Source organism: Rahnella sp. AA, assembly GCF_002834385.1.
Classification (GTDB): domain Bacteria; phylum Pseudomonadota; class Gammaproteobacteria; order Enterobacterales; family Enterobacteriaceae; genus Rahnella.
Map to the genome: position 1 here is coordinate 575597 of NZ_PITQ01000002.1, position 17773 is coordinate 593369.

The 17773-nt window shown below is 45.2% G+C and carries 19 protein-coding genes; 1 reads left to right on the plus strand and 18 read right to left on the minus strand.

Features of this window, described 5'->3' with window-relative positions; all coding sequences use genetic code 11:
• Positions 1 to 18 precede the first annotated feature (18 nt).
• From CWS43_RS07430 to CWS43_RS07510, 17 genes are all read right to left on the minus strand, one after another.
• Entirely contained in the window at positions 19 to 1047 is a 1029-nt protein-coding gene (locus tag CWS43_RS07430; protein ID WP_101076264.1) for a type II secretion system F family protein, read from the minus strand.
• A complete protein-coding gene (locus CWS43_RS07435; protein ID WP_369825853.1) occupies positions 1025 to 2521 on the minus strand; it encodes an ATPase, T2SS/T4P/T4SS family in 1497 nt (498 codons plus the stop codon). The genes CWS43_RS07430 and CWS43_RS07435 overlap by 23 nt, the downstream gene beginning before the upstream one ends.
• A gap of 35 nt (positions 2522 to 2556) precedes the next feature.
• Positions 2557 to 3075 carry a hypothetical protein gene (locus tag CWS43_RS07440; RefSeq protein WP_101076266.1) on the minus strand — a complete coding sequence of 173 codons (519 nt, stop codon included), beginning with the start codon at positions 3073 to 3075 and terminating at the stop codon, positions 2557 to 2559.
• Positions 3057 to 3878, minus strand: a complete 822-nt coding sequence (locus CWS43_RS07445; RefSeq protein WP_101076267.1) for a hypothetical protein — start codon at positions 3876 to 3878, stop codon at positions 3057 to 3059. Before CWS43_RS07445 ends, CWS43_RS07440 begins: the two co-directional genes overlap by 19 nt.
• Before the next feature lie 7 nt (positions 3879 to 3885).
• On the minus strand, positions 3886 to 4437 hold the full coding sequence (locus CWS43_RS07450; RefSeq protein WP_101076268.1) for a hypothetical protein: 552 nt from the start codon (positions 4435 to 4437) through the stop codon (positions 3886 to 3888).
• A 6-nt stretch (positions 4438 to 4443) separates the two neighbouring features.
• On the minus strand, positions 4444 to 5922 hold the full coding sequence (locus CWS43_RS07455; RefSeq protein ID WP_101076269.1) for a type II and III secretion system protein: 1479 nt from the start codon (positions 5920 to 5922) through the stop codon (positions 4444 to 4446).
• Between the two features lie 23 nt (positions 5923 to 5945).
• Positions 5946 to 6560 (minus strand): TcpQ domain-containing protein, encoded by a 615-nt coding sequence (locus tag CWS43_RS07460; protein ID WP_232776744.1) that lies wholly within the window; start codon positions 6558 to 6560, stop codon positions 5946 to 5948.
• Positions 6561 to 6603: 43 nt separating this feature from the next.
• Positions 6604 to 8232, minus strand: a complete 1629-nt coding sequence (locus CWS43_RS07465) for a Tfp pilus assembly protein FimT/FimU (RefSeq protein ID WP_157825357.1) — start codon at positions 8230 to 8232, stop codon at positions 6604 to 6606.
• A gap of 65 nt (positions 8233 to 8297) precedes the next feature.
• The gene (locus CWS43_RS07470) at positions 8298 to 9014 is read right to left on the minus strand and encodes a type IV pilus major pilin (protein ID WP_157825358.1); all 717 of its coding nucleotides are present in this window, start codon (positions 9012 to 9014) and stop codon (positions 8298 to 8300) included.
• 393 nt (positions 9015 to 9407) lie between these two features.
• Entirely contained in the window at positions 9408 to 9758 is a 351-nt protein-coding gene (locus tag CWS43_RS07475; RefSeq protein ID WP_101076272.1) for a hypothetical protein, read from the minus strand.
• A 431-nt stretch (positions 9759 to 10189) separates the two neighbouring features.
• Positions 10190 to 11284, minus strand: a complete 1095-nt coding sequence (cysA, locus tag CWS43_RS07480; protein WP_101076273.1) for a sulfate/thiosulfate ABC transporter ATP-binding protein CysA — start codon at positions 11282 to 11284, stop codon at positions 10190 to 10192.
• Positions 11274 to 12149: a sulfate/thiosulfate ABC transporter permease CysW gene (gene cysW, locus CWS43_RS07485; protein ID WP_101076274.1), complete on the minus strand. Its 876-nt coding sequence runs from the start codon at positions 12147 to 12149 to the stop codon at positions 11274 to 11276. Before cysW ends, cysA begins: the two co-directional genes overlap by 11 nt.
• The gene (gene cysT / locus CWS43_RS07490; protein ID WP_101076275.1) at positions 12149 to 12979 is read right to left on the minus strand and encodes a sulfate/thiosulfate ABC transporter permease CysT; all 831 of its coding nucleotides are present in this window, start codon (positions 12977 to 12979) and stop codon (positions 12149 to 12151) included. Before cysT ends, cysW begins: the two co-directional genes overlap by 1 nt.
• Positions 12979 to 14001 (minus strand): sulfate ABC transporter substrate-binding protein, encoded by a 1023-nt coding sequence (locus CWS43_RS07495; RefSeq protein ID WP_101076276.1) that lies wholly within the window; start codon positions 13999 to 14001, stop codon positions 12979 to 12981. The genes cysT and CWS43_RS07495 overlap by 1 nt, the downstream gene beginning before the upstream one ends.
• Positions 14002 to 14210: 209 nt before the next feature.
• Positions 14211 to 15110, minus strand: a complete 900-nt coding sequence (locus tag CWS43_RS07500) for a Dyp-type peroxidase (RefSeq protein WP_101076277.1) — start codon at positions 15108 to 15110, stop codon at positions 14211 to 14213.
• Positions 15111 to 15216: 106 nt separating this feature from the next.
• The gene (locus CWS43_RS07505; protein WP_101076278.1) at positions 15217 to 15846 is read right to left on the minus strand and encodes an RpoE-regulated lipoprotein; all 630 of its coding nucleotides are present in this window, start codon (positions 15844 to 15846) and stop codon (positions 15217 to 15219) included.
• A 147-nt stretch (positions 15847 to 15993) separates the two neighbouring features.
• A complete protein-coding gene (locus CWS43_RS07510; RefSeq protein ID WP_101076279.1) occupies positions 15994 to 16437 on the minus strand; it encodes a DUF2919 domain-containing protein in 444 nt (147 codons plus the stop codon).
• A gap of 168 nt (positions 16438 to 16605) precedes the next feature.
• Between CWS43_RS07510 and CWS43_RS07515 the strand changes: the two genes are divergently transcribed.
• On the plus strand, positions 16606 to 17004 hold the full coding sequence (locus CWS43_RS07515) for a YgiW/YdeI family stress tolerance OB fold protein (protein ID WP_198555799.1): 399 nt from the start codon (positions 16606 to 16608) through the stop codon (positions 17002 to 17004).
• 66 nt (positions 17005 to 17070) lie between these two features.
• On the opposite strand, the gene CWS43_RS07520 is transcribed toward CWS43_RS07515, so the two are convergent.
• Positions 17071 to 17496 carry a GNAT family acetyltransferase gene (locus CWS43_RS07520; RefSeq protein WP_013574419.1) on the minus strand — a complete coding sequence of 142 codons (426 nt, stop codon included), beginning with the start codon at positions 17494 to 17496 and terminating at the stop codon, positions 17071 to 17073.
• Positions 17497 to 17773: the final 277 nt, after the last annotated feature.

Below are 17773 nucleotides of genomic sequence, written 5' to 3' on the forward strand. Positions count from 1 at the left end.
ACTTTACATCCTTTGTAATTAATACTGCGACATTTTAGACAACGCATCGGTCAGGGCATACAGCGCTAAAAATACCCAGATAACACAACCACCAAGAATTAAAGTAGATAGCGACTTTAATAACCCCGATATTTTCTTTATGTATTCCTGGATTTTTACACGCGACCGTTCAGAAACGGCCGTGAGCACCTCGTTGAATGACGGCAAACTTGAATAAAGCGTAATATTGAGTAACTCTTCTGCGCCAAAAAGCCCCGTATTTAATGAGTCACCATAATTGGCGCCAGACGTCATTTTACTCAACATAGAATTCACATGCGATTTCTGCCAGCGATTAGAGTTCAAAGCAATAATATTCAGGCTGTCGTTAATCGGAATGTTGTTTTTTAACATCCTGGCTAAGTTATTCAAAAACACAGAAGCCGCTATTTGTTTGAATGTGGAAAATGGCAGTATTTTGTCTAAATATTTATCGCGAAAGATGCCTGTTAAGTTCCCCATCAGAAAACGTAGCAAGAAGAAAATAGCAATCGCACACATTAAAATAATAAACCACAGACCATGAAAAAGTGCATTCCCAAATGCAAACAGCAACTGCGTTATTTTCGGCCAATGAATAACCGGCACAACTTTTTCAAATGCAGGAAATACTTTCAGGGCATAACCGGTGATCACGATAAGTGCCATGCAAAGCATAATGATTGGAAATGTTATGGCTGAAATAAGCTGCTTACGTAATATGTCATTATAATTAATCATGCTGACTAATGTCAGGAAACCATCCGCAAGACCACCGCTTCGCTCAGAAGCGTGGATAACACTCAATTCATCCTGCGGGACTAACCCCTGGAACACGGAAGCGATTGAAATACCGGCTTTCATTTTATCAATTAAAAAATTGAGTTTTACGATAAAACCTTTCCCAAGAAGTTTTTTGCCATCACTCTCGAGTTTGAGTAAAGATTCATAAAGTGGTAAATCCGCATTAATCATATCAGCACAAAACTGATACAAATATAACCGGTTAGACTTGCTGAATTTTCTCAAGGATCACCTCCAGCGCTTCGTTTTCTAAAGAACCAAATTCCATGTCAAACCACGCAGAACATACTTTTCCCAAAAGAACTTTGGCCATAACTTTTTCTTTTATTTCAAATCCTTCAGATAAAGAAGGCATCATTTTTCTTTTTGCGCGCCAGATTGTATAGACCCTTAGCCATTCCTGCTTAGAAATAGCTTCCAGCTCGTCATAACCTGGCCGCATATATTCCAGCACAAGCTGACGCCCGGAAATCCCGGTAAATTTACACTTAGGGCACCCATCATGATGACGGGTGAAAACAGAAAACTTTTTATCCAGAATGGTAATGCTTTTGCTTTCCTTACAATGATCACAAATCACAGGGATCAGTTTCTGACATTGCAATCCCGCAACAAAACCCGGTGTGGACAATTTATCACTGGTGATCCCTAAGGCAGATAAGCGCTGTAAAAGTGAAACAATATTGCCGGCGTGAACTGTTGTGAAACAGTAGTGCCCGCTTTCTACAGCCCCGGCCAAAGCATTCGCCGAAATATTGTCACGAATCTCCCCCACCATCAGCACATCCGGGTCACGGCGAAGTGCTGATTTGATCGCCATATGAAACCCACCGCCATCCGCATTGAGAACGGAACTTTGCTTAGCGCCATAAATCTGATATTCAACGGGATCTTCAACAGTTAAAAAGCAGCCCTTATCGTCGTAACGATTTATTTGCAGCCATTCCATCAGGTTTTTCAGCGTCGTTGATTTACCCGAACCGGTCGTCCCGGCGATAATATAAGCCCCATAAGGGTTGCTTAATATTTTTTTAATATCTGATAATTCATCATCTGAGACACCTAATTTGTCCAGACTTGCAACAGCGGCTTTCTGTATTCCGGAAGCAATAATACGTAACACGGCATGATAACAACCCGCTGATTCACCAAAAATTGGGAAATGCGCATAACGAAAACGATAGTTTCTATTTGCAAGCGTATAAAGTATATTTGCACTCTGGGGTATCGCACGGTTCCAGGTCGTATCTTTGGTGTTTGCCTCTACGTTATAAAGCACAAAGACCAGTTCATCACACTTGTCCGCTTTCATTTGCATAAAAGTGCTTAGTACACCGTTTACCCGCAATTCTATTTGTGCAATATTATCGTTGCGTGTGATATGAAGGTCACTGGCCCCTAAGTTAACCGCACTGAGCAGGATACCTTCCAGAGCATTCTGGATCTCACTGTTATCTGTGAGATTTAATCTCTTTTTATTAACCGATGACTGTTCCAGAACGCGATAATAGTCATCCTCAGAGATCCTGGCAACGCCGGAAATATTACAGCCATAGAGAGAATTTAACCTGTATATATCACTGTCTAATGTGGTTAGTTTCTCTAATAATGGCTGGCGAATTATTAAATATTCACTTTCATCAATAGACCCTGTAATTAAATCTTCTTCATACTCAACAAACCGCCATTCTCCGGTCATGACGGAATCATTTTCGATACAAAGAAAATCAAGACTCACGGGTGAACTTCCTTAACTGAAGGCATATTATGCCCTGAGTTAGCAACAATAAAATCATGCCCATCTAACGTGAATTTTTCGTTAAGCTTAACCAGTTTGACAACGTTGTTAGACGTAATGGCAACGCGCGATATCCCGCCAATTTCAGAAACTAACAGCACCTTCGGCAATGCTACAGTTTCAACCACTTTATTCTCATCAGGTAAATTCTCTCTGACCGGTGCAGCTTCTACATGCACTTCTTGTACCGGGGCAGTAACACCCTTAACTTTTTGAATGGCGCTACGCAATTGTTCTAATTCAAGTTCATTAGCTAACGCACGCTTCTGATTTTGAAATGAGAAGTCATCTTGCATCATTTCAATCATATGATCCTGAACAGGAACAGGTAATTCCTCCTGCTCCGCTTTTTTAGTCATAATATTACTTGCAGGTGTCTGGGTTTCAGCACTTACCTTTGAAGAGACAAAACCTAAAATCAGCAGAACTGACAGCGTTACTTTCCACTTTTGCATACAAAACTCCCTGTAATCTTTAATGCTTTGGATTTAAGTTCCATACCTTTAATAATAAAACTTTCTTTGAATGCCTGACGTTCAAAAATGCTCATGATATGAATAGGATCATTTTTGGCATTCATCGACCAGGTACTGAAAAGTAATCCATAACTTTTTTTCTGCGATTTAACCTCGCTCTCGACATCAAGTACTGAAGATGCCGGTGGTTTCGCGATGATAATTTGATCTGACTTATCACTGATTGAGTTAAAAGCATAAATGTAATTAAGTAAGCGCCCACAATCTACGGCAGCAACATCTCGTTTTTTACGATAATTCGTTAACGTGGTATTATCTTTTAAATTTGATGGGATCCCGGAGAAATTAATCCCTTTATTAGAGAAACTCGCCGAGTACTCCTTACCCCAGAAAATTTTCTTCTGAACATTAAAAACATGTGATTTTAATATCTCATATCCAAAAGTACAGCTATCTGGTTTACAGGTAATCAACTTCTCATCATATGATGTCAATCCGAGAATCATCCTGCTTTGATAAATTTCATTCAGAAGTTGGGTGAACTGTTCAATCCCACCGCCTTTTAACTGCCCTTCATAGAAATCATCTATTTTTTTAATCTTGTTCGCCACATCAGCTTTCTTTTTCTGTATTTCTTCATCATGTTTTTTATGAGGGATATAAACCAAATAATACCAGCCAGACACAGAGCCAAGAATAATTGCAAGTAATACCGCAAGTATAATCCCTTGTTTTTTACCGGGGATACGGCTCGTCTTCCAAAAATACAATCCTTTGTTCATAAATCACCTAAGAAAGCATCATATTAAGCAACACAGCCAGAATAACCAGCAAGAACACACTTGCTGCAGCGACACCAATTACAAATAACTTTTGTTTGCGTTTAATGACAAGTTGTCGTTGCTGGCATAACGCTGAGATACTCTCTATCCAGGATTCGCTAATTTTTTTAATTCCCAGCTCAGCAAACTCTCCTTCAGATAATTCGCTGATTAAGGCATCGAAAAAACCCCTTGTTACTACCTTGTCACTGCCACCGATTATTTTATTGTCTCTGACGATAAGAAAATAAACATCATCACCGTCATTCTCCGCAGTGAAATGATACACGCCATCGCCTAATTCATTTCTGACGAGTATCGCAAAAGGTTCAAGGTCTGAAAATTTTCTTTCAGAATACCCTTTAAGTAATCCGCCATCCGCAGTGGTGTAAACCAGCTGGCTGTGTGTTTTACGGATTCTATTTAACCACTGTTGGTAATTAGAGCCTTTACCCTCTGCAGAGTCCGACTCCCAGAACAAACCAGTTAATATGTTATGGCTGAATAAATAATCAATCATAAGTGATCACTTAGCCGAAGTCGGTGCCCGGTAATAATCAATACCGACTACAGCAACGACAGTGACATTAGACTCACTATTCGATGCATCGGCCCCCAGCATTAAGTACGTGTGACCATCATTTGATTCTTGCGCTTCATATTTAGCAACCGTTAGCAAACTTCCAGCTGACACCATTGTCGTATTATACATTTCTGTTGTCGTTGTCTTAGGCAATTGGACCAAATCAAAGGTCTGAATTTCATTCAGGTAACGTTTAGTAAAACCACTCGTCACCTCTATTCTTCCATCGGTTTGCAAACGAGGAGTAATAATAAAACTAGTACCGGTAACTAACTCAGAAGTTTCGATCGCAATATCTTCATTTGCAGTAAGGTCATTTGTCGTGGTAGTGCGACCAGAGACATAGTTCTGAGTTTGAGTCATATTTAATGGAATCGGGACACCATTGCGTGTCACGAATGTTCCACTTTGAATAACTTTATTCCCTGTAATCTCATACAAGGCGTTCATCTGGGCGCTGACATTAAGTGAATGGTCTGAACCAGCATAAAAATTACGGCCAAATGACATACCGCCATCCATATTGCTTAAGACCTTGTTAGTATCAATTTTTAAGGTTGTTCCACCTTCTTTGTACTGCATGGTGGCTCCAGCCCCCAAATCTTTAATTTTATTTTTATCTAAGGTAAATATTTTATAAGTAACAACAAACTGCTTATTATTATCTACTTGATATTTATTAAGAACATCATTTAATGCCCGATACTCTGAAGGTCTTCCGGAAAACGTCAGAATAGAGGCATCTTTGAAAATAGTGTACACGCCGCTGGATATGTACTTTTGTGCCATATCATCGACGTCATCCCAGTAAGACGAATCAAACTTAGTTTCCGACTTTCCTTTTAACCCACCGCTTGAGGTAGAAGCGTTTCCTGCGATATCAAGGCTGGATTCAGTTTTGGTATTTTCACCATAAAAATCCATCTTAATAATATAAGAACTGTAGAGATCTAATTTCAGAACATTGTTGTCATCTAATTGAGTATTGACATCATACAACGCCGCGATATACCGCATAAACTCTTCAAAAGTACCATTGAAATTCACGCCCCGGGTATCATTTTTCGGATCATTCATTTCATCAACTTTTAATGTGCCAGTTCCTGGTACCGAATAATTCAGCCTGAAGCTAATTTCGGTCTGTTCTGACACGGCATTCATCAATGTATTCAAATCCATTTGTTCATAGGACTGAATGTTGACCTTTTTTGCCAGGAGTTCCTGAGTCTTTGAATTATAGTCGACTTTTTTTCCGAGAAATGCAGTATCAAACTTTTGATATGGACGCGTTTTTACATCATCCGGTGTAGTCAATTTTCCATCTTTACCGTCGGTTAATGTCTCTGCATTATACTTTTGGTCAATAGAGGTACAACCCTGTAAAATAAACAGTAGCGAGTAAATTCCAATTTTTGTTTTCATAGTCATTCCATTAATTTCGCGTATCACTGCTCATCAACAATGAGTACTCTGTTTTTTTGATACAGTTTTATAACCAGACCGTAATTCTCTGAAGAAAATAATTTCCCCAGATCACCAAGCACATCATCTGTTGTACTACCCGTAAAAGTGATAGTGCTGTAGATGAGATAATCTTTTGAGCTGTTCCAAAGCATCTTATAGCCCGAATCTTTTGCCCACTGATTCAACCCCTGACTCAGCAAAACATTTTCATGTAATACCAGTGCTCGCGGAAAGGGACTGGTGGAGGCTGGTGTTGTCAGCCCATAACTTTTCACCAAAGGCGCCGCTGTAGATGTGGCCGGCACAAGAGGCGTCTTTAATACCTGAGCCTTGGCGGGCGCTGCTCCAGTGGTTACAGGAGAGGGTGTTACAGCTTTCGTAACGTTTGACTCGAATTCTGGTGCCATCAATACCGAAGGATAATCAGTCTGATTATCAGTGCTCCGGCTATCACTAAAAGGATCACGAACCTGTGCTGCAGTTAACCCTGTTTCAGTGGCTATCGCAGGTACTGATGACAATAGCAAACAGTAGCCAATTGCTATTTGTAATTTTTGTGCGTCCCTTATGCTCATAAACATACCCGAATCGTTCATTTCCGTTGAAACTGAATTATCTCAGTCGATTTAATTTAAGAAATTATTGTTTTGTCGTGCTGCACCAGGATGTCAGGACAACTGATATTGATTTTGAGTTAATTAAATTGATCCCAGTGCCAGTTAAATTATCGTAGATCGCAGACGATGCACTGACTGTCCAGGATGTCGTCTCACTGTTTAAATTAACCTGCAGAGCGACACCCGCTAAGCGCCCAACGGCCCCCAGGTTTGTTCGGTTTTGTGCCAAATTTGAAAAGTCGCTTTCACTTTTAGCTTCATCACTATCCAGGCCCACATCGGCGCCCACAGATGAAATAGCGGCAACCAGCCTCGGGTACATTGCCCTTCCGCCTGGCGCTACCGGGCATTTTTGTACATTTACGGTCATGGTGCCGGATTCGGAACTAACGCTACCCGAATAGTCCGTATCTTTTTTCGCATCATCAAAATCGTTGCCAAAAGCACGATATTCAATTACCGGAACGGTCAGTAATTCGGGCTGCCCCTTGCTGTCAACGTTACCTGTGTTTTCAACAATAATATTCGCCATTAAAGTCCCGGTAACCGTCTTATTGTCTTTTTCGGTAGTCAGATGCATGGTCTGGTCATCACCATTAACACCGGTACTGTCACCTTCTGAGACAGAAAGGCAGGGCAAACTTTTGTTAGCATTTGAATCCCAACACAGACCAGGCTTATTCGTCGAACTTCCCGTCCCGCTGTAAATTTGCAGCCGGTCAGTATTGTTGGCTTCTATGCATGGCCCGGTCATTCGGGTGTTGATATTCCAGCACATCTTATCGACACCGACTGAACCATCAGATTTTGCATATTTACCTATACCCGTTTCAAAACTAAAGCGGATAGCATAATCAACACTTTGAGAATTCTTCAGATCACCAGTATGTGAAGCTACCGTACCAAAATCTATTGCCTGGTTTGTTCCAGCTTTGCTGACAAGTACAATTTTCCAATCTTTATCTGCTCCCCCCCTGACCCGGCTCACCACGACAGCTTGTTTATAGTTAAATTTATAATTTGCCATGGCCAGATCAAAAGCGGGTTTATAATTTTCGAAAAATAAATAATCTGTTTTAACATCTGGAACGAATTTGACAAAAAAATCTACCCGATCGACAGCCAGAGCTTCAGTAGCACTTCCCACTAAATCCACACGTTCGAGTTGCATACTTCCGTTTTCAGCAATCGGTATTAATTTACAGTGGATATAATCCTGTTCAAAGTTTCGGTTAACTTGCCCTTTCGTCGGGTCTCCGGTAGAACCGTCACAACTTTTATTCGTAAAATAGGCGCGCTTTGAGCTTGTACCTTTCCACGCTAAATAATCTGTTGTTTGTACTGAATCAAGTAATCCCGTATTTTTCACACGTTTGTAATAGACATTCTTGTATGAATCGACGCTACCTTTATCCAGTGTATATAGTGGATTCGTTAATGGTGTTGCGGAGTTATCCATCGCAATTTCATCTTCATTAACAAACTTTAATACACCGTACATTTCCTGTACCACAGCATTCGCAATTATCTGGCGCGCTGCCTCATCAATTTGTTTCTTTTTATAGTGCGCCAGCATGACTAACATTATGCCGATCAGTGCCAAAACGATGATTATTTCCAGAAGTGAAAAACCAGAATTTCCCTTTCGCACCGGATGTCTACCTTTTATTATTGCTACGATAATCCCCTCCCTGTACAGGGAGGGGAAAACTACATTTATTTGCTGCCTAAGATAACGGCGTTATCTGAGTTATCATTACATGCTTGTGCGGCACGTTCAGGAGTAATGGTAGCGTCACCACCTGCAACCAGACTTCTCAGAACACCTTCAACTGCCGTTGCAGCAGCAAGATCTGTATCAAGAGCCCCTGGCACCTCTGGATTAGCACCCGCTGCCGCTGTTGAAACTTCAACATAGTCCCATTGGTTACCCAGTTGAGTCAGCACGCTACGACATTCCCCTGCATCCAGCCCGTTGATATCAAGAATGAAGCCTTTAGTGGAATCGGCCTCCGCATCTGTAGTGAGTTTCACGCCCTGCATCTGGAAGTAGTCACCGGAGATACCGTTTTTGATTTCTGATGCGCTAAGTTGCCCCAATTGAACCAGAGTCGCTACCATAGGCGCTTCAGCACCTTTAAGGGTTGAAATAGTCGCTGGTGTCAGATTAATTGCATTACCGACTTCCGTTGGATAGATACCTTCATCATGGTAAGCATTGCCCGCAGCAACACGTATTGAGTTGGTGTTATCCACCAGATCGGTAATGTCCTGGCTGCTGAATGCACGCTGTGCCAGAATAACGACCGCTGCTGCCATGGTGCCGATAATGCCCAAGACAATGATAACTTCCAGCAAGCTCATACCGCGTTGTTTTTTAAGTTCAGCGAAACGCTTTGCTTTAGCTTTCATTTTCCATACAAAATTATTCATAATATTTTCCATAATATAAAAGTTTTTTATTTCTTATGTAGCATGTGAATAAAACAGTTCTGCAGTCATAACCTATTCGTCATTCATTTCATCAGAATAGAAGGAATTCAGGCAAATTATTTTATAAACCGCCCACATTAAGACCCTACTATTGATACAAACCATTACTGCTTTCACTACTTACTACCTACTCTTTACTTCTTATTCTTAACCCACTCTATTCTCTGGTAGGTTTTTTAATTACTGGATTGATTCCAACATAATGATTTATACCCATCTCTGAGATGAGGGTATAGTTATTTTTGGTAACATCATAGCCAGCGCATCACATAACGCACCGGGGATTTTCGTTTAAAATAAACTAAGGACGCCACTCACTGCCATGAAAAATTATCAGAGATTATTTAAGGCAATAGATCTATTCTGCATGCTGTGGAAAGCTGCATTTTTAACTCTGGCGCAGACTAATTGCAACTTTGCATCCAGTTCAAGCCCGAGAACCTCTTTCGCATCTTTATTTAAATTATCGCCTTCTGATTTGAAAGTAGCATAACTCTTATTCAGCTCTGCAAATTGCTTCGAATACATTAAATATGCAGCAGGATCAAGTTTCCCCAGAGCAGTAAACTCTTTTAAGCAGGCCTGGCTTCCTGGTTTAGATTGCTGCTGAATGGGCAGTGATTTATTAGCGCAGCCCGATAAAAAGCCAAAACAACATACAAATAGAATAAATAACTTTTTCATACTAACCTCAACGCGACATCCATGACTTATGCATTTCTATAATTTGGGATACCTAAATTTTAGTAATTGCACAGTTCCAACACACCTAATGCTTGGGGAGTATACATACTGCATTTTCTTTTTCAAGACAATTATCAACACAAAAATATAGCTTATTAATTTTCAATATACATATAAAAAACACATTTATTTGGGTTTAATTAATTATATATTTATCTTTTCAAAACTTGAAAAACAACTCTTATAATACAAACTTATTGGTAAGAGTAAAAACAAAGACGTATTCTTAAAATAAATTATGATGATAGATTGAATTAGGTTTTATATAACCCAATTATTGAGGTTGAGCCTTAAGAGTCAACAGATAGGAAGGAATGGATAACCAGGGGCACAGAAAGTAGCTGAATGCTACTTTCTGTCACTAATAGGAATCAGGCACTCTTTGCCAGCTCAATGGATTGTAGCTGTTGGTCCCCCGCATAAAGGCGCCCATTTAGCCCGCCTACATAAAAATAATCACCGCGTTGAGGTGTCTTATTCGTACGATTTTCAGAAAGCACAACGGAAAGTGGTTCGTTATGCCAACCCTCTGCCTGCACAATCAACTGCCAAAAATGACCACGCGGGCTTGCTTCAAGCACCCGCACAGGAAGCGGACAACGCGCTGTACTTTGTGATGTTATTTCAATTTCCCAGGGGCGCAGGAACAAATCCACATTGCCCTGATGCAAAGGTGGGTTTTCCAGTGCCCAATGGTACGGCCCCACATACAGCTGTGATCCGCGAATTTCGCCACCGATTTTATTCACTTCGCCCATAAATTCCAACACGAAACGGGTCGCCGGTTCACGCCAGATTTCCTGCGGCGCGCCCACCTGCTCAATATTTCCCTGACTCATCACGACCACGCGATCTGCAACTTCCATCGCCTCTTCCTGATCGTGGGTCACGAACACACTGGTGAATTTCAGCTCTTCATGTAACTGACGCAACCAGCGGCGCAGTTCTTTGCGCACTTGTGCATCCAGCGCGCCAAAAGGTTCATCAAGCAGCAAGATTTGCGGCTCCACGGCCAGCGCACGCGCCAGCGCGACACGCTGTTTCTGACCACCGGAAAGCTGTGCAGGATAACGGTTCGCCAGATGGCTAAGCTGCACCATTTCCAGCAATTTAGTCACTTTCTGCTTAATAGCTTCAGCATTCGGTCTCTCACGGCGTGGCAGAACGGTGAGACCAAACGCAATGTTGTCAAACACCGTCATATGGCGGAACAATGCGTAATGCTGGAAGACGAAGCCAACCTGACGGTCGCGCGCATGCAGGCGCGTGACATCTTTGCCGTGGAAGCTCAAATGCCCGGAACTCTGATTCTCTAACCCGGCGATAATGCGCAGCAAAGTCGTTTTGCCGGAGCCGGATGGCCCGAGCAGCGCAACCATCTCACCGGAAACAATATCGAGCGAAATATCATTGAGCACCTTCGTGCGGCCAAAGTATTTGTTGATACCGTTAATTTCAATGCTCATGATTTTCCTCCCGCTCAAGACGGTCGTTGTGGCGCTTCAGACGCCATTGCAGGCCGCTTTTCAGAAACAGTGTGACAATCGCCATCAGGGTCAGCAGCGCGGCGGCAGTAAACGCGCCCGCGGTGTTGTAGTCCTGGTGCAGTAATTCAACCTGTAAAGGCAGCGTGTAGGTTTCGCCACGGATAGAACCGGACACCACCGACACGGCACCGAACTCGCCAATCGCACGGGCATTGGTCAGCACCACGCCGTACAGCAAAGCCCAGCGGATATTGGGTAACGTCACGCGGCTGAACATCTGCCAGCCGGACGCCCCGAGCAACACCGCGGCTTCATCTTCATGGCTGCCCTGGCTCAGCATCACCGGCACCAGCTCACGGATAACAAACGGGCAGGTCACGAAAATCGTCACCATCACCATGCCCGGCCACGCGAACATAAACTGAATGTTGTGCGCATCGAGCCAGCCGCCGAGCGGGCCGTTGGTGCCGTAGAACAGCAGATACAGCAAACCGGCCACCACCGGCGAGACGGCAAACGGGATGTCGATCAGTGTCAGAAGCAGCTGACGCCCCGGGAAGTTAAAGCGCGCCACCAGCCAGGCCAGCAGCGTGCCGAAAATCAGGTTCACCGGCACGGTAATCAGCGCCATCAGCACGGTCAGCCAGATGGAATGCAACATGTCGGAATCCGACAGATTCTTCCAGACCGCTGCGATACCATCGGAAAACGCCAGCACAAAAATGCTGATCATCGGGATCACCAGCAGCAGGATACAAATCAGCACGCCGGTGCCGATAAGCAGCCATTTAACCCAGTCGATACGCTGGCGGGTTTCGCCTTCAAAAGCCGGAATATCAGACATTACTGGCCTCCCAGACGACGGCCATAACGGCTCTGTAAGGTGTTAATCGCGAACAGCAACAGCAGCGACGCCGCAAGGATCACCGACGCAATGGCGCTGGCCGCCGGGTAGTCAAACTCCTGCAAGCGGATGAAAATCATCAGCGAGGTCACTTCGGTCTTCCAGGCAATATTCCCGGCGATGAAAATGACCGCGCCAAATTCCCCCAGGCTGCGGGTGAATGACAGCGCCGTTCCCGCTAGCAGAGAAGGCATCACTTCAGGCAACACAACGCGGCGAAAACTCTGCCAGCGGGACGCGCCCAGTGTTTCAGCCGCTTCTTCATATTCCGGGCCTAACTCTTCCAGCACCGGCTGCACGGTACGCACCACAAATGGAATACTGGTAAATGACATCGCCACAGCGATACCCAGCCATGTATAAGCCACTTTGATATCAAAATGCGCCAGCCACTGGCCGTAAAATCCCGTGGTGGAAAACAGCCCCGCGAGCGTCAGACCAGCGACAGCAGTAGGCAAAGCGAAAGGCAAATCCATCAGGCCATCAATCAGGCTTTTGCCCGGGAATTCATAGCGCGTCAGGATCCACGCCATCAGCATGCCGAATAATCCGTTGAAAATACTCGCTACTCCCGCCGCCAGCAGCGTGACTTTATAAGCCGCCACCACCTGACCATTGGTGATGACATCCCAGTATTGCGCCAGCGTCATTTGGGAAAGTTGCATCACCAGCGCACTCAGCGGCAGTAATAAAACCAGACAGACGAACAGCAGGCTGCTGCCGAGGCTCAGGGTAAATCCGGGTAATACGCGTTTGCTCGTCAACAACATTACTGGTGACCTTGCTCTAACAGTTTGTCCAGCTCACCGCCGGTACTGAAATGGGTTTCCATCACCTGCGGCCAGCCACCAAATTGATCTTCAACCTTAAACAGTTGAGTCTCCGGGAACTGCCCTTTTACCGCCGCCATCGCCGTTTTGTCATACACGCGGTAATTAAAACTGGTGATAATTTTTTGCGCCTGCGGGCTCCACAAGTAATTCAGATAATCTTTTGCTGCTTTCTCCGTGCCGTTTTTCTCGACATTTTTGTCGACCCAGGCCACAGGGAACTCAGCCAGAATGTCGACTTTCGGAACAATGACTTCGTATTTATCATCGCCATACTGTTTACGGATATTATTCACTTCTGACTCAAAGCTGATTAACACATCACCCAGACCGCGCTCTACAAACGTGGTAGTTGCGCCGCGGCCACCGGTATCAAACACCTGCACGTTCTTCAGGAAACTCGCCATTTTCGCGCGGGTTTGTGCGGTATTCTTGTTGTCTTCGATGTTGTAAGCGCCCCACGCACCGAGATAGGTATAGCGGCCATTCCCGGACGTTTTGGGATTCGGGAATACCAGCGCGACACCGGGACGCGCTAAATCATCCCAGCTGTGGATATTTTTGGGGTTTCCTTTGCGCACCAGAAACGCCATGGTCGAATAAAATGGGGAGCTGTTATTCGGCAGACGGCTTTGCCAGTCAGCGGGGATCAAATTGCCTTTATCATGCAGAATCTGGACGTCCGTCACCTGGTTGTAGGTGACTACATCCGCTTTCAGACCTTCCAGAATGGCCAGTGCCTGTTTCGAAGAACCGGCGTGCGACTGTTTGATATCCAGCTTGTCGCCGCTATTCTGATCCGCCCACTGTTTCTGGAACGGCGGATTCAGCGCGGCAAAAAGCTCACGAGAGACGTCGTAGGAGCTGTTCAGCAATTCGGTGGCAGACGCCGCCCCGCTGGTCAGCAAGAGTGCAGCCAGTGAACCTTTCAGCAAATTTCCAGCAAAACCAGTCGTTTTCATGCTCAGCCTTAGGTGAATGAACCGATATGCGACGCAAATAATAGCCGCTCAATATCACACAGTGTATTTATAACTGGCAGTCAGGCTGTAACGGTTTTATATACCATTTGGTGATTTTCAAGCATGAAAAGCTATAAGGCATTAACAACTAGGGGGAGAAATGCAAGGGGGTACAACAGCGCGCCCAAAAACAGGGCGCGCTGCGGGATTTAGAGTTCCCGGAGACGGGTCAGGGAAGGTGCGAAATAATAGCTGCCTGTTACCGGGCGGGTGAAGCGCAGCATCGCATCACGCTTGCCATCCAGATCGCCAAACATACTGAGCAGTTGTTTCTCAATGTTCCACAAACGCGCGGCATAGCTGATGAAATACAGGCCGTGCTCGCCGCTGGCGGTGCCGTAAGGCAGGCTCTGGCGGAGAATTTTCAGGCCTTTGCCTTCTTCTTTCAGATCCACGCGGCTGACATGGGAAGTTTCAGGGCGCGTTTCCGGATCCAATTCTTCATCGGTATCTTTCGTGCGGCCAATCACTTCTTCCTGCTGCTGTACGGAGAAACGCTCCCATTGCACCAGATTATGTTTCCAGCGCTGAACCATCACGTAGCTTCCGCCTGCGTCCACAGAACCTTCGGGAATGATGGCAACCTGCGCACGGGCGTCGGCTTTCGGATTTTCGGTGCCGTCGACAAAACCGCTGAGGTCACGCTCTTCCAGGGCGCGGAAACCGTGGGTTTCTTCTTCAACCACAATCGCGCTGCCAAACGCTTTCAGCGCGGCCTGTGCAAGTGCAAAGTTAACATCGTGGCGCAGTGACTGAATATGCAATAACACATCACGCTGCGTCGCCGGAGCCAGGCCTTTACCCAACGGGGCGAAAGACTTCAGCTCGTCTGCGCCCTGGTTGCCGGATAAATCGCGCCAGACATCGTGACCAAACGCCACGACGGCGCCAAGATGGTCGGTGGGAAATTTTTTCTGCATGTCTTCCAGTACGGCCACAAATGCATGGCAACCCTGCCGCAGCGCATCCAGGTCACCCTGAGCTTTCGCTTCAATATAAATCGCGAAACGGCAATGTTCGGGCAAAATGCCGCTCTGAACCTGAGTCATCTTATCATCCTCGTTTATTTGACCAGAGATATCATACCGGATGTCAGTAAAAATGCCTTGCGCGAAGGCAAGGCATTGAGGATTTTGCAGACTAAAAAGTGGGGGTTTATTGCGCTGACGTTGCCTGAATAGGATTGGCGCGCCAGATTATTTTGCTAACCTTCCAGTCTTTCAGCGCATCATCAGAAGGCATCAGCGCCTCAGGGCCATGCCAGATGCCGCTGAAGACATACGTAACGTGAGAACTTTGCGGTGCTTTACACTCTACGTTCTGGGCATCATCGCCCTCACCTTTACTGCATACATCAAATGCTTTGCTGTAGAGGCTGCTGAACTGAGTACCAATTTTAACGCCCCATTCGCTTTCGACTTTAGGATCGACCACGTCAACACGCTGCACGTTGCCTTTTGGCTCACCGCTGATCGACATTTTTACGTCTTTGCCATCCATCGCCTGGAAAAAGCTCAGCATCTTTCCGTCACTCATCGACATACCGCTACGCAGGCTGTAGTCGCCATTCAGTGCTTCTTTGATGGCCGTTTCTGTCAGTGCCGTACCCGCCGTAATACCGCCAACACCTTTATCACTGACCGTCAGACTGCTGCTAAACCAGTTAAGCGGATTCATGCTCGACCATGAAAAGCTGGGCCATGACATATTTGACATCGACGAGCAGCCCGAAAGGATCAGCGGCAGTACCAGCAAAACCGGGCGAACCCGTAGGCGAACAGTCATTCGATACACTCCTTTACTCCCCGTTCCCGTTGGCCGGTGTGGCCTGACGGATAAACCGGCAGTGAATTTATTATTTAACAATTATTGTTTAGCGCCAGTTCGAGTACTGGCTTTGCGAAAAAGTTCAGCCCGACCAGGGAATATAGGTCAGGCAAGGCGACAAGCGGCATCAAAGCAGGCGCGTAAACGGCGGCTTAACAACCAATAGGCCAGTGCGCCCGCATCCAGCAGAGCCAGAACGATATCGACACCCGAAATCGTATCGGTGCTTTGCCAGAGCCCTAATCCTTGCAAGGCAAAAGTGACGAACATTCCTGCCAGCAATAGCCAGTAACCAGCCTGCCAGATACGTGGCCAGGCGTGGCGACGACCACTGAGAAGAAAAACCAGCGCAGGGGGTAATCCGAGCAGCATGCCAGACCAAAAACTCTGCGGGTCAGGATAAAACAGCTTCAGTAAATCACTGCCCTGCTGGCGTGACGCACCGGCCATGACAAAAAGTAGCCAGGTTCGCGCTTGTAAAATTAAGATCGTCCAGAACCACAGTGGTAACCGCAACACACCGTGATCGTTATAATCATCCGGATTCATAAAATGGGAACACATTCCTTCAGATAAAGTGAAATTAAACAATAATCAACACAGCTTAAGAAACTGTTAAGAACAATCTGCTTTACTGTTTCTCAGGACGGCAACACTAATAACGGTGTCATAATTGCCGGCACCCTGGAAACGTTAATTTAAGGACGACCTATTATGATGAAGAAGATTACTCTGGCAACCCTCATTGCACTTTGCTCGACAGCGGCTTTTGCAGAACAGTCGGGAGGATTTAACGGCCCGTCGGCGCAAGAGGCTCAAACGCAGCCAGCCACTCAGGGTGGTTTCACTGGTACCACACCGCTCAGTACGGTGAAAGATGCACAGACAATGAAAGATGATCAATGGATCATGCTCGAGGGTTTCCTCGATCAACGTGTCGATCATGATAAATACATTTTCCGCGATAATACTGGCACCCTCAATGTCGAAATTGACGGTAAACGCTGGCAGGGGCAAAACGTCTCGCCAAAAGATAAAATCCGCATTGAAGGCAAAGTCGATAAAGACTGGAACTCTGTTGAGGTAGACGTAAAAACCGTCAAAATCATCCAGTAAACTCTGAATGTAAAAAAGCCCCGACAGTGATGAATCCGTCGGGGCTTTTATTCGGGAAAACCGGGTTCAGTATTCCTGATCTTCAATCAGACGCTTGCCGAGCAATAACGTATCTGAAATCTCGTAACCCAGTTTTTCGTACATGCTGACTACCGCATCATTTTCGGCACGCACCATTAAATTCATTTTAGGGCAGCCGCGTGCAATCAGTTTCTTTTCAAGACGATTGACCAGTGCATTGGCTATCCCGCGCCCGCGGTAATCCGGATGAACCCCCAGATAGTTCGCAGAACCACGGTGGCCATCGTACCCGCCCATCAAAGTACCCACCACTTCACCACCCACTTCCGCCACGAGAAAGAACTCCGGGCTGTGGTTTATTTTGCGCTCAATATCCAGTTCAGGGTCATTCCACGGGCGCAGCAAATCACATCGTTCCCAGAGGGTCAGGACTTCTTCAAAATCTTCTTGACGGTATACGCGAATTTCCATCACTGTTCGCCGCTGTTAATAGGGGTTTATGTAATTATCGCGTGATCTGCTTGATACGCAACACCAAAATAGCAGATTGTGCAGTTTACGGTTCTCTTGCCAGCCGATCAGCAAGCATATAAAAGAAGAGGCAAATCATTATCTAAACGAATATTTACTCGCCAATATATTCATATACGACACAATATTCATAAAAAGTAATAGTTATCAGATCGAAACTATAAAAAAGATACTCTATAACATAGGGCATTCTGCATTTTTTATGACGGTAATGGAC

Coding starts and splice junctions, on each gene's coding strand:
- cysT (WP_101076275.1), bottom strand. CDS start 12,979: ATGTTGTTGACGAGCAAACGCGTATTACCCGGATTTACCCTGAGCCTC.
- CWS43_RS07495 (WP_101076276.1), bottom strand. CDS start 14,001: ATGAAAACGACTGGTTTTGCTGGAAATTTGCTGAAAGGTTCACTGGCT.
- CWS43_RS07440 (WP_101076266.1), bottom strand. CDS start 3,075: ATGCAAAAGTGGAAAGTAACGCTGTCAGTTCTGCTGATTTTAGGTTTT.
- cysW (WP_101076274.1), bottom strand. CDS start 12,149: ATGTCTGATATTCCGGCTTTTGAAGGCGAAACCCGCCAGCGTATCGAC.
- CWS43_RS07515 (WP_198555799.1), top strand. CDS start 16,606: ATGAAGAAGATTACTCTGGCAACCCTCATTGCACTTTGCTCGACAGCG.
- CWS43_RS07505 (WP_101076278.1), bottom strand. CDS start 15,846: ATGACTGTTCGCCTACGGGTTCGCCCGGTTTTGCTGGTACTGCCGCTG.
- CWS43_RS07510 (WP_101076279.1), bottom strand. CDS start 16,437: ATGAATCCGGATGATTATAACGATCACGGTGTGTTGCGGTTACCACTG.
- CWS43_RS07455 (WP_101076269.1), bottom strand. CDS start 5,922: ATGAAAACAAAAATTGGAATTTACTCGCTACTGTTTATTTTACAGGGT.
- CWS43_RS07450 (WP_101076268.1), bottom strand. CDS start 4,437: ATGATTGATTATTTATTCAGCCATAACATATTAACTGGTTTGTTCTGG.
- CWS43_RS07435 (WP_369825853.1), bottom strand. CDS start 2,521: ATGACCGGAGAATGGCGGTTTGTTGAGTATGAAGAAGATTTAATTACA.
- CWS43_RS07470 (WP_157825358.1), bottom strand. CDS start 9,014: ATGAATAATTTTGTATGGAAAATGAAAGCTAAAGCAAAGCGTTTCGCT.
- CWS43_RS07445 (WP_101076267.1), bottom strand. CDS start 3,878: ATGAACAAAGGATTGTATTTTTGGAAGACGAGCCGTATCCCCGGTAAA.
- CWS43_RS07460 (WP_232776744.1), bottom strand. CDS start 6,560: ATGAACGATTCGGGTATGTTTATGAGCATAAGGGACGCACAAAAATTA.
- cysA (WP_101076273.1), bottom strand. CDS start 11,284: ATGAGCATTGAAATTAACGGTATCAACAAATACTTTGGCCGCACGAAG.
- CWS43_RS07500 (WP_101076277.1), bottom strand. CDS start 15,110: ATGACTCAGGTTCAGAGCGGCATTTTGCCCGAACATTGCCGTTTCGCG.
- CWS43_RS07475 (WP_101076272.1), bottom strand. CDS start 9,758: ATGAAAAAGTTATTTATTCTATTTGTATGTTGTTTTGGCTTTTTATCG.
- CWS43_RS07520 (WP_013574419.1), bottom strand. CDS start 17,496: ATGGAAATTCGCGTATACCGTCAAGAAGATTTTGAAGAAGTCCTGACC.